This window comes from Pseudomonas sp. UBA6276 (assembly GCF_002438365.1).
In the GTDB taxonomy this organism is placed as follows: domain Bacteria; phylum Pseudomonadota; class Gammaproteobacteria; order Pseudomonadales; family Pseudomonadaceae; genus Aquipseudomonas; species Aquipseudomonas coleopterorum.
In genome coordinates, this window is the sequence record NZ_DJUS01000126.1 from 1 (window position 1) to 15,127 (window position 15,127).

At 59.6% G+C, this 15,127-nt stretch carries 12 protein-coding genes and 1 pseudogene; 9 read left to right on the plus strand and 4 right to left on the minus strand.

Going from position 1 to position 15,127, the window contains the following annotated elements:
• The 4 genes and pseudogenes from B2V21_RS14520 to B2V21_RS14535 form a co-directional block, all read left to right on the plus strand.
• A pseudogene (locus B2V21_RS14520) lies at positions 1–348 on the plus strand (ABC transporter permease); the annotation flags it as partial.
• 43 nt (positions 349–391) lie between these two features.
• The gene (locus B2V21_RS14525) at positions 392–1,150 is read left to right on the plus strand and encodes an SDR family NAD(P)-dependent oxidoreductase (protein ID WP_049860877.1); all 759 of its coding nucleotides are present in this window, start codon (positions 392–394) and stop codon (positions 1,148–1,150) included.
• 179 nt (positions 1,151–1,329) lie between these two features.
• Positions 1,330–2,121 (plus strand): outer membrane protein OmpK, encoded by a 792-nt coding sequence (locus tag B2V21_RS14530; RefSeq protein WP_049860876.1) that lies wholly within the window; start codon positions 1,330–1,332, stop codon positions 2,119–2,121.
• A 223-nt stretch (positions 2,122–2,344) separates the two neighbouring features.
• The gene (locus B2V21_RS14535; RefSeq protein ID WP_286917215.1) at positions 2,345–3,121 is read left to right on the plus strand and encodes a substrate-binding domain-containing protein; all 777 of its coding nucleotides are present in this window, start codon (positions 2,345–2,347) and stop codon (positions 3,119–3,121) included.
• 61 nt (positions 3,122–3,182) lie between these two features.
• Here B2V21_RS14535 and B2V21_RS14540 read toward each other — a convergent pair whose 3' ends face one another.
• On the minus strand, positions 3,183–4,073 hold the full coding sequence (locus B2V21_RS14540; protein ID WP_043192710.1) for a LysR family transcriptional regulator: 891 nt from the start codon (positions 4,071–4,073) through the stop codon (positions 3,183–3,185).
• A 157-nt stretch (positions 4,074–4,230) separates the two neighbouring features.
• On the opposite strand from B2V21_RS14540, the gene B2V21_RS14545 reads away from it, so the two are divergent.
• From B2V21_RS14545 to B2V21_RS14560, 4 genes are all read left to right on the plus strand, one after another.
• Entirely contained in the window at positions 4,231–5,313 is a 1,083-nt protein-coding gene (locus B2V21_RS14545) for a 4-oxalomesaconate tautomerase (protein ID WP_286917216.1), read from the plus strand.
• A gap of 77 nt (positions 5,314–5,390) precedes the next feature.
• Positions 5,391–6,695 carry a CitMHS family transporter gene (locus B2V21_RS14550; RefSeq protein WP_043192708.1) on the plus strand — a complete coding sequence of 435 codons (1,305 nt, stop codon included), beginning with the start codon at positions 5,391–5,393 and terminating at the stop codon, positions 6,693–6,695.
• A gap of 101 nt (positions 6,696–6,796) precedes the next feature.
• The gene (locus B2V21_RS14555) at positions 6,797–7,987 is read left to right on the plus strand and encodes an OprD family porin (RefSeq protein WP_286917230.1); all 1,191 of its coding nucleotides are present in this window, start codon (positions 6,797–6,799) and stop codon (positions 7,985–7,987) included.
• A gap of 297 nt (positions 7,988–8,284) precedes the next feature.
• On the plus strand, positions 8,285–8,815 hold the full coding sequence (locus B2V21_RS14560) for a GNAT family N-acetyltransferase (protein ID WP_286917217.1): 531 nt from the start codon (positions 8,285–8,287) through the stop codon (positions 8,813–8,815).
• 424 nt (positions 8,816–9,239) lie between these two features.
• Here B2V21_RS14560 and B2V21_RS14565 read toward each other — a convergent pair whose 3' ends face one another.
• Positions 9,240–10,364, minus strand: coding sequence for a metallophosphoesterase (locus B2V21_RS14565; protein ID WP_286917218.1), 1,125 nt, complete (start codon positions 10,362–10,364; stop codon positions 9,240–9,242).
• Positions 10,365–10,367: 3 nt separating this feature from the next.
• Entirely contained in the window at positions 10,368–11,465 is a 1,098-nt protein-coding gene (locus B2V21_RS14570) for an aldo/keto reductase (protein ID WP_286917219.1), read from the minus strand.
• A gap of 140 nt (positions 11,466–11,605) precedes the next feature.
• On the opposite strand from B2V21_RS14570, the gene B2V21_RS14575 reads away from it, so the two are divergent.
• Positions 11,606–12,223, plus strand: a complete 618-nt coding sequence (locus B2V21_RS14575; RefSeq protein ID WP_286917220.1) for a TetR/AcrR family transcriptional regulator — start codon at positions 11,606–11,608, stop codon at positions 12,221–12,223.
• Positions 12,224–12,568: 345 nt separating this feature from the next.
• On the opposite strand, the gene hrpB is transcribed toward B2V21_RS14575, so the two are convergent.
• Positions 12,569–15,076, minus strand: a complete 2,508-nt coding sequence (hrpB, locus tag B2V21_RS14585) for an ATP-dependent helicase HrpB (RefSeq protein ID WP_286917221.1) — start codon at positions 15,074–15,076, stop codon at positions 12,569–12,571.
• Positions 15,077–15,127: the final 51 nt, after the last annotated feature.

Genomic DNA, 15,127 nt, shown 5'->3' on the forward strand with positions numbered 1-15,127 from the left:
GCCGGCAGCGCACTGATGGGGCTGGCGGGCGGATTCATTGCCGTGCTCAGCACCAAGATGTGGATCGCCGACATGACCGGCGGCCGTGGATGGATCGCCATTGCCCTGGTGATCTTCGCGCGCTGGTCACCCTGGCGCGCCTTCGCCGGTGCCCTGCTGTTCGGCGGCATCGAGGCACTGATTCCGCAACTGGCCGCCGCCGGTGTGCAACTGCCGCAGTATTTCATGCTGATGACGCCCTACGCCGTGACCCTGGCGGTCATGGTCTGGGTCGCTGCCAGCAAGCGCGCAGGTGCCAGCCAGCCGGGCGCGCTGGGTGAACCCTATGTTCGCGAAGAGCGACGCTGAGCGATTTTTGAACTGTCGATTTTTAAGCTGTCGAGGTTTCCACATGAGCGGTACTGTTTTCATCACCGGTGCGACGTCCGGTTTCGGGCGGGCCACGGCCCGTCGTTTTGCCCAGGCCGGCTGGTCGCTGATCCTCACCGGGCGGCGCCTGGAGCGCCTGCATGCCCTGCTGGATGAACTGGGCGCGCAGGTGCCAGTGCATGTTGCTGCGCTGGATGTGCGCGATGCCGCAGCGGTCGCGGCCGTCGTCGCCGGTTTGCCCCCGGCCTTCCAGCGCGTGACTGCACTGATCAACAACGCCGGCCTGGCCCTGGCCCCGGTACCGGCGCAACAGGCCAACCTGGCTGACTGGCACACCATGATCGACACCAACGTGACCGGTCTGGTCAACGTGACCCACTCGGTGCTGCCAGCACTGCTGGAAACCGGCGCCGGGGCCAGCATCATCAACATCGGCTCGATCGCCGGTGAGTGCCCCTACCCCGGCAGCCACGTCTATGGCGCGAGCAAGGCCTTCGTCAAACAGTTTTCCTACAACCTGCGCTGCGACCTGCTGAGCACCGGTGTACGGGTCACCGACCTGGCGCCCGGAATCGCCGAAACCGAGTTCACCTTGGTGCGCACCCAGGGCGACCAGCAGGCCGCCGGCCAGGTCTACCAGGGCACCACGCCACTGACGGCGGAAGATATCGCCGAACAGATTTTCCACGTCGCCACCCTGCCCGCCCACATCAACATCAATCGCCTGGAAATGGTCCCCGTGCGTCAGGCCTGGGGACCGTTCGCGATCGATCGCGACTGAAACAAGAAGCGTCGTCCGGCCCGTTTCGGCCAGCAAGACGCCAGCGCAACAAGCCCGCGCCCCGCACGGGGTCGGGAAGCCAACTCGGTTGTCTGCCCACAACTTCGACGCCCGGTCCACGACATCTGTCGGACCAATGCCGGTGCGCCATAAACACCACATTGATTGATGGGTAAAACATGAAAAACGCTTGGGGAGCATCACTGTGCATGTTGGGTCTGCTGGGCGCTGGCAGTGCTCATGCTGAAGGGCCATTGCTGTGGCACGGAGAAAGTCTGACGTACCTGTACGGCAAGAATTACAAAGTCGATCCGGCGATACAGCAAACCGTCACCGTCGAACACGCCAGCGCCTGGACGTGGGGCGACCTGTTCGCCTTCGTCGACAACAGCTGGTACAACGGCGCGCGATCCGGCAATGGCCATTACAGCCTCTATGGCGAATTCAGCCCGCGTTTCAGCGCTGGCAAGTTGCTGGGCCAGGACCTCTCATTCGGACCGGTGAAAGACGTGCTGCTCGCCACCACCTACGAGTTCGGCGATGACGACGTGGATGCCTACCTTATAGGTCCGGGCTTCGACCTGGACATTCCAGGCTTCGACTATTTCCAGCTGAATTTCTACTACCGCAAACCCGACGGCAACCGCGTGCCTTCCGGCGCCTGGCAGATCACCCCGGCCTGGTCCTACACCTTGCCGCTGGGCAATTCGAACCTGTTGATCGACGGTTTCATCGACTGGGTGGTGAACAACAAGAGCGGCCATGGCAACAACCAGTCCGACTACCACGCCAACCTGCACTTCAACCCGCAGATCAAGTATGACCTGGGCAAAAGCCTGGGCTACGAAGCCAAGCATCTGTATGTGGGTGTGGAATACGATTACTGGTCCGACAAATACGGCATCAAGGATGACGGCTCTTTCACCACCGACCAGGACACGGCGAGTTTGTTGGTGAAGTATCAGTTCTAGATCTCACTTTCGTGCCCGGCAGGCCACTGACCGGGCACGGCAGAACCCACCAGCACCGCCGAAATTTTCCCTGCCTGAATGGCGGGCTTCGAACGCCGAATAGCGCATTGATCGCTTTCGCGCATCGATTCATGCGAAATCAACAATTACCCTGACGCCCGGTTTGCCCGAGAATGCTCTGTTACAACTGGTTACAAACACTCTCGAAAGCGTTGGAGACACCATGAAATCGTTCGTCAAAACCCTGCCCGCACTGGCCCTGGCCGCCTTTGCGCTGAGTCCTCTCGCCCAAGCCCAAGAGCTGACCGTGATGACGTCCGGTGGCTTCACCGCCGCCTACAAAAGCCTGGCTCCTGGCTACACCAAAGACACTGGCAACACCCTGAACACCATTCTGGGGCCGTCCATGGGCAAGGCCCAGGAAGCCATTCCCAATCGACTGGACCGTGGAGAACACGCCGACGTCGTGATCATGGTGGGCTACGCGCTGGATGAGTTGATCAAGCAGGGCAAGGTCGACGCCAGCTCGCGCGTCGAACTTGCCGATTCGCGCATTGGCCTGGCGGTCAAGGCCGGCGCAGCGAAACCTGCCATCGGCACCGACGCCGAGCTCAAGCAGACCCTGCTGGCGGCGAAGTCAGTGGCCTACTCCGACAGCGCCAGTGGCGTCTACATCGAAAAACAGCTGTACAAGAAACTGGGCATCGAGGATCAACTCGCGCCCAAGAGCAAGATGATCGAGCGCATTCCGGTGGCTTCCGTGGTCGCCAAGGGCGACTACCAGCTGGGCTTCCAGCAAGTCGCCGAACTGCTGCCGATTCCCGGCATCACCTTCGTCGGCAAGATTCCGGAAGACGTGCAGTCGGTGACTCGCTACGCCGCCGGCATTCCGAAAAACGCCCAGCATCCGGCCGAAGCCAAGCAACTGCTCCAGTACCTGGCCTCACCCACTGCACAGGAAGCGGTACGTGCCACCGGGCTGGATTCGGTTCCGCGCTAAGCGCCCTGGCAACTGGCCGATGATCGTTCGACCTGCGGCGCCTGCGCCTCAGGTCAAGCGATTATTGCGGCCACTGCTCCAGCAAGATCGCGACGAATTTCTCGGCGGCGGGCGACAGCGAGCTGCCCCGGCGCGTGACCAGGCCCAGGGTTCGGTCCACGACCGGCTCGATCAGCGGCACGCTCACCAGGGTAGGATGCTCCCCGGCCGGCATGGCCAGGCTGGGCATCACTGAAATACCCAAGCCGGCCTCCACCAAGCCCAGCGACGTGGACAGATGCTGCACTTCGTAGAACCATTTCAGGCGCCAGGGCAAACCTGCCAAAGCGTTGTCGAGCAGCATGCGATTGCCGCTCAGCCTGCCCACCCCGATCAACTGATGGCCCGCCAGCTCGGTCCACTTCACCGACTTGCGACTCGCCAGCTCATGATCGCGTCGGCAGGCAAGCACGAACGGCTCCTTGACCAGGGCATGGAACTCGATGTCCGGATGCTGGCCGCTCATCATGTTGATCCCGAAATCCGCCTCGCCACGCAGAACCGCCTCCAGCCCCTCATTGGCACTGAGGTCCAGAAGCCTGATACGAATCTGCGGGTATTGCTGGTTGTAGATACGAATGACCGACGGCAGGAAATAGAACGCCGCCGTGGGAATGCACGCCAACGTCACCTGCCCTACCTGCCGCTCGGCCAACTCCTTGATATTGAGGATGGAGTCTTCGAAATCGTCGAGCAGGCGCCGCGCCTTGGGCAGAAAGTCGCGCCCGACGCTGGTCAGGCTGACGCGGCGAGTGGTCCGGTCGAGCAAAGATGTACCCAGACCTTCTTCGAGCTTCTTGATACGCCGAGTCAGTGCCGGCTGAGAAATGTGCAGCTGATCCGCCGCCTCGTGAAAGCTGCCCACTTCGGCGATTTTCACGAATGATCGTATATCGACCAGCTCATATTGCATGAATTTCACTCTCCAACACTGGAACGCTCCAGTCAATTCTTTATTTCGTTTGATGGAATAATCACTACGATCTTTGCATTGGATCTAGCAATTCAAGCTGTGTAAATCTTCACTCCAATACATCAATGACGTCCATTGATTACCAGAGTCGTGACTTATGCAACTGATTCCTTGCGTACTGATGCGTGGCGGGACCTCCAAAGGGCCGGTGTTTCTGGCCTCAGATTTACCGGCAAGATCCGCCGAGCGCGATGAGATGCTGCTGGATGCGATGGGCTCCGGACATGAGCTGGAGATCGATGGCATTGGCGGCGGCAGCCCGCAGACCAGCAAGGTGGCCATCGTGTCTCGCTCCGATCACCCGGACGCGGACGTGGACTACCTGTTCGTCCAGGTGATGGTTTCGCAACGACGCGTGGACACCGCGCCCAACTGCGGCAACATGCTCTGCGCGGTCGGCCCGTTCGCCATCGATCAAGGCCTGGTCCAGGCACAGTCGGGGGTGACTCAGGTGCGCATCCGCAATCTCAATACCGGCACGTTCATCTGCGCCGATGTGTGCACGCCCAACGGCGAGGTCACCTATGAAGGCGATACCGCGATCGACGGCGTACCTGGCACCGCCGCCCCCGTAGGGCTGACCTTTCTCGATGCTGCAGGAAGCAAGACCGGCAAGCTGTTTCCCACCGGTGCCACTGTCGACTGGTTGGGCGATGTGCCAGTAACGTGCATCGACATGGCCATGCCGATGATGCTTGTCGAAGCGTCGCAGATGGGCAAGACCGGCAATGAAACCCCGGCAGAGCTCGACGCCGACAAGGACTTTCTCCGCAAGCTGGAAACCCTGCGCCTGCGTGCGGGCCTGTTGATGGGCCTGGGCGATGTGACCGACAAGGTCATTCCCAAGCCTGTGCTGGTAGCCCCGCCCCAGGCCGGCGGCACGCTGCAAGTGCGCTACTTCATGCCGCATAATTGCCACAAGGCGCTGGCCATTACCGGCTCGATCGGATTGGCAACCGCCTGTGTCACCGACGGGACCGTGCTGGAGCGGATGCTGGGCCAGCGCCACCAGAAGCGCCTGACCACGGTGAAGATCGAACACCCCAGCGGCGCAATCGAAGTCAGCCTGTCCTACGTCGGCCACGACGCCGGTACCGTTCGAGCCTCGGTCGTGAGAACGGCCCGCCGATTGTTCTCAGGCACTGTCCACGTGCCAACGACACACCGATTGGCCGGTTGAGGCCACACCCGCTCTAACCTGTGTGACCCGCTTTCGCATCAGCGCAACTCCCCAAATAACTACAAGAGATAACTCATATGCTGGCGCTGTTAGGCTTAGCCATGGTGGTCGTGTTCACCTACCTGATCATGTCCAAACGCTTGTCCCCCATCGTCGCACTGACCGTGGTACCGATCGTGTTCGCCATCATCGGCGGATTCGGCGGAACCACCGGCAAGATGATCCTCGATGGCCTGAAAGTGGTCGCACCGTCCGCTGCACTGCTGCTGTTCGCCATCCTGTTCTTCGGTCTGATGATCGACTCCGGCCTGTTCGATCCACTGATCCGCAAGATCCTCAAGAAGGTCAACGGCGATCCGGTGAAGATCGCCATCGGCACCGCACTGTTGTCGCTGACCGTGGCACTGGACGGCGACGGCACCACCACCTACATGATCACCTGCGCAGCCATGCTGCCGCTGTACAAGCGCATCGGCATGAACCCGATGGTCCTGGCCACCGTAGCCATGCTGGCGCTGGGTATCATGAGCGGCATGTCGCCCTGGGGCGGCCCCGCCACCCGTGCCATTGCCGTGTTGGGTATCGATGCGAGCGAGTATTTCATTCCGCTGTTGCCGACGATGGCGGGCGGCGCCGCTTGGGTGGTGTTCACCGCGTACCTGCTGGGCAGGGCCGAACGCAAGCGCATCGGCAGCGTGCACCTGCAGAGTGGTGGCGGCGAGTGCTACATCGAAGCCATTCTGGGCGATACACCGTACAAGCGGCCGAAACTGGTCTGGGTCAACCTGCTGCTGGTGATCGGCGTGATGGTGGCGCTGGTCATGGGGCTGGCCCACTCGGCGGTGCTGTTCCTGATCGGCTTCGTGCTGGCGCTGATGATCAACTACCCACAACTGGACATCCAGAAGGAGCGCATCCTCGCCCACTCCGGCAACGCCATGACGGTGGTCCTGCTGGTGTTTGCAGCAGGCGTGTTCGCCGGCATCTTCAGCGGCACCAAGATGGTCGACGCCTTGGCACAGTCGCTGGTCGACATGATTCCGCCTTCCTGGGGCCACCTGTTCCCCCTGGTGGTGGCGGTGACCAGCATGCCGTTGACCTTCGTGCTGTCCAACGACGCCTATTACTTCGGGGTGGTGCCGATTCTGGCCAATGCCGCCGCAGCCTATGGCATCTCGCCCGTGGAAATCGCCCGCGCCTCGATCCTCGGTCAACCCGTGCACTTGATGAGCCCGCTGGTAGCGTCGACGTTATTGCTGGTCGGCATGGTCGACCGTGACATCGGCGACTTTCAGAAGGCAACCGTCAAATGGGCGGTGCTGACCTCCCTGGTGGTGACCGCCCTGGCCCTGCTGACCGGTGCGATCAGCCTGTTCGCATAACCTCCCGCTACCCATAACAAGAAGAGAGTTCACCCATGCGTACACCCCTGATCGGCGGGTTCGCTTTACCGTGCCTGAGCGTTTTGTTGCACGGCTCGGCGATGGCCCAAGGTTTTATCGATGACAGCACCCTGAAGCTGCAACTTCGCAACGTGTACTTCAACGAAAACTTCCGTGATGAAAACGGCCTGAGTGCGCGCGCCGCCGCCACTGCCAAAAGCGAGCGCACCGAGTGGGCACAGGGCGTGCTGCTGGACTTCCAGTCCGGCTACACCACAGGGACGTTCGGCCTGGGGTTCGACGCCCTCGGCCTGTTGGGCGTGAAGCTCGACTCAGGCCGTGGCCGCAGCGGTACTGGGCTGCTGCCCGTGCACGGTGACGGTCGCGCAGCCGATGAGTCGACCAGCCTGGGCCTCACTGCCAAGGCCCGCTTCGCGCAAACCGTGGTCAAGCACGGCACCCTGCTGCCCAAGACACCGGTGCTGGTCTACAACGACGCGCGCCTGGTCCCGCAGACCTACCAGGGCACCCAGCTGGTCAGCAAGGACTTCGATGACAGGCTGCTCACCGCCGGCCAGCTCGATCAGTTCAAGCTGCGCGACTCCACCGACAGCCGCTCGATCATTCCCGACGGGTATTCCGGCAGAGAAGGTGGCGACTTCACCTACGCAGGCGCCGACTACACGGTGAACAAACAGCTGCGGCTCAGCTACTTTCGCGGCCAGCTCGACGACTTCTACAGCCAGGACTTCTTCGGCCTGCTGCACACCCTGCCGCTGGGCGCCGGCGTACTGACCAGCGACCTGCGCTATTTCTTCAGCCGGGATGAGGGCAACCACTATTCCGGAAAGATCGACAATGGCATGTTCAGCGGCCAACTGAGCTTCGCCGTGGCCGGCCATACGGTCGCCGCCGGCTACCAGCGCTTGCACGGCGACGGCGGCCTGCCCTACATCAACGGCGCTACCGTGTATTCGTTCAGCAACGTCGGCATCGGCAAATTCATCGAGGAAGATGAAAAGACCTGGCTGGCCAGCTACGGCTACGACTTCAAGCAGCTTGGGCTGCCCGGCCTGAGCTTCATGACCCGCTACATCAGCGGCTCGGACGGAAAGTCGGGACCTGCTGGCGTGAACGAATGGGAGCGCGACATCGAACTCGCCTACGTGGTACCGACGGGCACCCTGAAAGGCCTGGGCGTGAAACTGCGCAACTACGTCTACCGATCCGACACCGCACGGGGGAGAGACAGCAATCGGCTGTATCTGACGTATGACATTGCAGTGTGGTAGGTGGGTTTTACTTGCGAGCTTTGATGCAGGTTGTCGGTTTGGGCACCAGTAGGTCATCAGGTCAATAATGTTTGCTATTGGTTACGTTCCCCCCATCGTAGCTGTAGCACTCGACTTGCTTTGGTAAAGTCCAGGACATGAATTTTCACGGTCTCGACCAGGTATCTCAGCAACCGAGCAGTTCACACACAAGATTGCTTCGGGATTGGACCTGCCGACAGCGCGAAACGCTAACCCAGGCCTCGGCCTGCCCATTCACTCGCGCATGCCGAACGCTACAGCAGAGAGGACATCCGAATGCCTGAAGCGCAACAGATAGTTATTCGCCATGCGACGGCTCAAGACAGTCTGTGTCTTGCGGCACTTGGAATGCAGGTGTTTCTCGACACCTACGCTACAGAAGGTATTCGGAACGCTATTGCACAAGAGGTCTTGGACTCTTTTTCCCCAGATAACATGTCAAAAATCATCGCTGAGTCGGACAGCTTTATTATCGTCGCCGAGGTTAACGACCACCTGGTCGGGTTCGCGCAGGTAGCGATGAGCGCCGACCATGACTTAATCTCTTATGAGAATTCGGCCGAGTTGCAACGTCTTTATGTACAGGAGAGATTCACAGGACGAGGCATCGGATATAGATTGCTCGAAGAGGCCGAGAAATGTGCCCACCTTGGCGGCGCATCCCTGCTCTGGGCGACCGTCTGGATTGGAAACCATCGTGCGCTCGCGTTCTATCCACGGCGGGGTTATGAACACCTTGGGTCCCCCTCGTATGCTTTTCAAAACGAGACCCACCAGAATCAGTTGTTCGGGAAAGTGTTGGGTTAGGAAACATAAATTTCCTTCGCCCATTCGGTTTTGAAAGATCTCGTTTTGCAGCCGGCAGGGTCACCCATTTTTTCGGCTAGATCACTCGTATGACATTGCGGTGTGGTAGCTGGTTTTTTACTTGTGATGCGGGCGGTCGCCTCGGCCACCAACGGATCCTCCGGCCAATAATGGTTGTTATCAGCTTGTCATCATGCGGTTGACAGTTTCCTATCGCCGCTGAGACTTGGTACAGGTATCGCGAGAATCTGAAACCATTGACTGTCAATCCGGCCAGGATAGGTTGACCCTTTGAATGGTCAGGTCTGTTCCTCATTGACAAATGGACGTAGGAACAAATGCATGGAGGACCGCCTGTGTTTGACAGCTGTGCCAGGAATGGTCATCAACTGGACAAAGAATCATCCCACGGCACGCGTTCACCTTAGGAGCCAGCAGCCCGCCGAAGTGTGATGCGTGTCAGTTCCGAGGGTCGGCCAAGGCGAAGGGCAAACCCAGGCCAAAGCGCGGTGCCATTGTTGACATACAACTGCATGCTTCCAACGGTGTAGAGCCCTGAAACGAAGCCGCCGTTAGCCAGCGCTACAAGTCGGTCCAGACCCAGGATCATTCCACCATGGGTATGACCTGAAAGTTGCAGTGCTACTCCCTGACCTGCGGCGTCACGCGCATTTTTGGGCTGATGATCAAGCAGAATCACTGGCGCATCGTTTGGCGCTCCTGCAAGAGCGTGCGATAGATCGGGGGGCGGAAAGCCTGTCTCAGGGGCCGTTACATCGGTAACACCCGCCAAAACAACCTGCGCACCGTGATGCTCGATCACAGTGTGACTATTAGACAGAGGTATCATCCCCAGAGAAACAAAGTGCTGTATCCAAGCCTCGTTATCAAAAAAGTATTCGTGATTCCCAGGGATGACATAAACGCCGTCAGGTGCTCGGAGATCACGCAGTGCATCGATATCCAACCTTCGGTCGCTAATCGACCCGTCGATGAGATCACCCGTCACCACCATCAGGTCAACACCGAGAGCGTTCGAAGCCTTCACGACGGCCTGCGTCCAGGGCTCGTCATATAAACGACTGATATGCAGGTCGGTTAGTTGCAATACCTTGTACCCTTCGAATTGAAGGGGTAAACCTTTGACTGCAATGGTGACGTCTTTAACTGGCGGTACGCGCACCGCCTGTTGAACGCCAATGGCTGCCAACACCATTGCGATCGTGCCTATGCCATATCGCATCCCCACCGGTACGGTGACCCAGTTCTGTCGAATCAGCGCCATTAGCAAGGTGCTCAGGTCTACGACAATCTGGAGTACGGTGACCAACAGCACTGCACCGAATGCCCAGTTGAAAAGCATCACCCAGTAACGTGGAAACTCCGGAGAAAAAACGCTCCCCGATGAAATCCGCGAGAACAGGTGGTATTGCGAGGCAAGCAGCATCAATAACGCCACTGCAATCTTGACTGAAAGTGCCCATGGCATTGGCCAGACAAACCGCGTGATGACATACAGGCAAGGCATGCTAAAAATGACATGAAACATGACCTACTTCCCGCCGGACGAGGGGGCGTGCGCTGCGGGCTCGTTAGAGCGCGGCACCCGTGTTTGTTCTGGGATTCCGGTCTCCAAAAGTCGATGACGAGCAGCACCATCGTTAGCAATCATCCAACCTGGATACTCCAATGCCAACGCGCTCGTCGCTTCAAGGGCATTGACCTCTTCATCTGAAAGACTGAGGTCGATGGCATGAAGATTACGTTCAAGCTGATCCACGCTTTTCACACCCAGGATCGTGCTGGTGACACTTCGCTTGTGACGCATCCAGGCTAGGGCAACAGACTCCAACGACACATCGCGAGCTGAGGCGAGTGCATCCATTGCCGACAATACAGACTGACCTCGCACTTCATCTACCGGTGGAAATTGGATAGATGCGCGTCGCCCTGACTTTGCGTCGACGCGATATTTGCCGGTGAGATAGCCTCCAGCTAACGGGCTGAAAGCAATCAGCCCGAGGCCTTCCGATTCAAGCATCGGTAAGACCTCGCGCTCTACGTCGCGTCCGATCAATGAGTAATAACCTTGGTATGACTGAAACCGGCTAAGACTCAACTTATCCGAGATGCCCAGCGCTTTGCTGACCTGCCAGGCCGCCCAGTTTGAAACGCCAACGTACCGGACATGTCCTTGTCGTACGAGATCATCAAGCGCCCGCAGCGTCTCCTCGATAGGGGTTACAGGGTCCCAGCCGTGCAGTTGGTAAAGGTCGATGTAATCAGTATCCAGCCTTTTCAGACTTTCCTTAGCCTGCTGGATCAGATGACGATGCGATGAGCCGCCATCATTAGGGCCGCTCCCGGTGGCATGCCCTGCTTTGGTCGAGATCACCACATCGTGGCGGGCGACTCCATGCTTCTTCAGCGTCTCCCCAACCATAGTCTCGGCCTGTCCGCCCGAATAGACGTTGGCGGTGTCGATGAAATTGATCCCCACATCAAAAGCGCGAGTAGAAATCTGATCCATTGTTTCCTGCTGAACGCCGCCAGCTGCCGCGTATTGCGGCGCAGGCGTACCAAAGGTCATCGTCCCGAGGCAGAATTCGGATACGAATAAGCCGGTGTTGCCGAGTCTGTTGTAACGCATGCTCAATGCTTCCTGATCGATAAACCTGAGATCATCAAGCCATACAAATACGAGACTGGCAAGTATCGTAATTATTTGGTACAGTCAGGCACCATCCAAAAAGGGTTAAGAGGTTGGCAATTCAAGATCAAGGAAATCCCATGACTACCCTGGAAGAAGGCCCGGTATCGGCCCCGCTAACGAGGGGGCGCCGCCGTGATCCAGGACGCGATGAAGCTATTCTCGACGCGACAATAGAAGTTCTCGCGGAGTCGGGCTATGACGGCATGACCATGGATATGGTTGCGGCGCGGGCAAAGACAGGAAAAGCCACTGTTTATCGCCGGTGGAGTTCCAAGGCTGAGTTGATTCTAGAAGCAGTCACACACCTCAAGAGAAGCCAGGTCGATTTGGATCGCCTTCCAGATACCGGCACGCTCAGAGGTGATCTGCTCGCTTTGTTCAAACCACAATCAGTTGAAGAGGCTCACCTCAAGATGCGCGTCATGGCAGGACTGGCTTCAGTGTTGCTGCAGAATCCGCAGCTCGGTGAGGCAGGAGATGCTGCGATTGTTCAACCTTGGGCCGTCGTGAACCGCTTGTTGATGCAACGCGCACTTGAGCGTGGCGAAATTTCACCGAAGGCAGACATCAATGCGTTATCGCAGGTGCTCCCATCGATGGCTGCTTACAGGGCACTCATACAAAAAAAACCATTCGATTTGGAGTTTCTAACCGCTTTGGTCGATGGCGTGTTGCTACCTGCATTGCTGAAGTGAAATCCGGCGCTGGATCGTCCTTCTGCAAGGTCGGCAGTTCGGCAAGGTCTGGCAACGGTGTCCCTCATGCAGCACCTGAGCTGAGCACCCAGAGCACGCCATGAAGCATCAGGCGATCGCTCAGCTGGGGGCGCCCTCAGCCATGGTTTTTCGATGAAGACATCAGCAACCACAGCCCAGGCCTCATCCGAGAGCTTGTAACGCTTTGCTATCACCAGATTCCTTTCCGTAGATAGCTGGAGACTCTACAAACCTTCAGCTTCCGAAGGGCACCGATTGGGTTTCTCGGGATTTCGTACAGAACCTAGAACACTCGCACGACATTGCGCTGTGGTAGGTGGGGTTTCACTTGCGCGGTTTGATGCGAGCCGTCGCCTCCGCCACCAACGGATCCTCCGGCCAATAATGCTTGGGATACCGCCCCTTCAAATCCTTCTTCACCTCTTCGTAGGTATTGGCCCAGAAACTCGCCAGATCCTGCGTCACCTGCACCGGTCGCCGCGCTGGCGACAGCAGGTGCAACTTCACCGCTTGCCGTCCACTGGCAATGCGCGGTGTCTCGGCCAGGCCGAACAGCTCCTGTAAACGCACCGCTAGAATCGGCGGGTGCTCGCTATAGTCCAGGCGTACCGATGAGCCTGACGGCACAGCGATGTGGGTGGGCGCCAGCTCGTCGAGTTTCTGTGGCAGCGGCCATGGCAGGCTGTTGCGCAGGATGGAAGACAAATCGAGCTGGCCAAAATGGCTCAGGCGCGTGACCTTGCCCAGGTAGGGCTGCAGCCAGTGCTCCAGCTGTTTCGACAGTGCGGTGTCGCTGACGTCCGGCCAAGGGTTCTGGGCGTCCACTTCTCGCAACAGCATGACCCGTGCCTGCCACTGGCGCAGCTCCGGGGTCCAGGGCAACAGTTCCAGGCCCTTGCGGCGCACCAGCCCGAGCAGGGCCGTGGCGCGAGCGTCGGCGTCCAGGCCGGGCAAGGATTCGCGGCTCAGGATCAGCTCGCCCACTTTTCGTTGGCGCTCGGCACGCAATGCTCCCTCACGCTCATCCCAATCCAGCTCATCCACCAGGCGGACCTGATCCTGCAGAACGCTCTCGAACAGTTGCGGATCAAGATCCGCCGCCAGATAGATTCGCTCCTCGCGCTGGCCCTGGCGACTGCCCAGATCGGCGATAACCAGCCAGGCCTGCTTCATGAGTGCGTCGACATCGGCGAACATCGCCGCGCGCCCGTTGCTCAACCGGTATTCGGCCCCGCCGGGGCGCCGCTGCCGGGCGATACGATCCGGGTAGGCAAGCGCCAACAGGCACCCTACCCATTTCGGGTCATCTGCATCGGCGACAGCATTCAGCGAGGGTCCTTGCAGATAGGAACGGTACTGCTTCGCCAACTGCTTGGCCCGTTGCGCATCGCGGTGCACACGAGGCCCCGCCAGCATCGCCATTCGGCTATGCACATCGGCACCGCCTCCACGCTGAATATCGCGCTCCCCCAATAGCGCCGCCAGGTCACAGGCATGCTGAGACAGACCGAGCTCGTGCCCACGGATCAGAAGATGGGCGATACGCGGATGGGCAGGCAACTGCGCCATGGACTGACCATGGGCTGTGAGAAAGCCCTTGGTATCCAGAGCGCCCAGCCGACAGAGCAAGTCACTGGCCTGGGAAAACGCTGCCGTCGGCGGCGCATCCAACCAGTGCAACTGATCGGGCGTCACCCCCCAGCGCGCCAGATGCAACGCCAGCGCGGCGAGGTCCGCTTGCTGGATTTCCGGGGTGCTGAAGCTGGCGAGCTGTTCATGCTGGGCTTCTGACCACAAGCGGTAACAGACACCAGGCTCCAGCCGCCCTGCCCGGCCAGCGCGTTGAGTGGCACTGGCTTTGGAAATGCGCTGCGTGGCGAGGCGGGTCATCGAGCTGCGCGGATCGAAACGGGGCACTCGCTCCAGGCCGGAATCGATGACGATCCGCACCCCTTCGATAGTGATGCTCGTTTCGGCCAGGTTCGTGGCCAGTACGACTTTACGTTTCCCGGGCGGCGCAGGCTCGATGGCGGTGCGCTGTTCGCTCAGGGACAGCTCGCCATACAGCGGACAGAGCAGGATCCGTGACGAGTGATCAGGTGGTTGCCTGGCGAGCCAGTCTTCCAGGTCGCGATGCACACGTCGAATCTCGGCCTGGCCTGGGAGGAACACCAGTACGCTGCCTTCCTGTTCCTCGATCACCTCGATGCAGGTTGAGACGACGCGAGGCTCTACATACTCCCCGGGCTGCGTGGACTTTCCCCAGACCACGTCCACCGGGTACATCCGGCCTTCGCTGCTGACGATCGGCGCATCGTCGAGCAAGGCCAATATCCGCTCGCCGTCCAGCGTGGCGGACATCACCAGCACCTTCAGTGGCGAGTCGTCCCGGAACAGCTCGCGGCCATTCAGGGCGAGTGCCAGCGCCAGGTCTGCGTCCAGATTGCGCAGGTGAAATTCGTCGAAGATGATCAGGCCCACGCCATCCAACGAAGGATCGTCCTGCAGCCTGCGTGCAAGAATCCCTTCGGTCACCACTTCGATTCGAGTCCTGGGACCAACGCGGCTCTCGAGACGGATTCGATAGCCGACCGTTTCGCCCACCGCTTCGCCCAGTTCCTTGGCCATCCGTTCTGCTGCTGCGCGAGCGGCCAGTCGACGGGGTTCGAGCATGACGATGGTCTGCCCGGCCAGCCACGGCTGATCCAGCAGCGCCAGCGGAACACGTGTGGTTTTACCGGCGCCGGGCGGCGCTTGCAGCACGGCTTCATTGCGATCGTGAAGGGCTTTGAGGAGAGCCGGCAAGGCGGCGTCAATCGGCAACGAGGTCATGGTCTCTCCGGCAGTGGTGCCGCAATTATACAAGCTACGGCAGGCCGACGG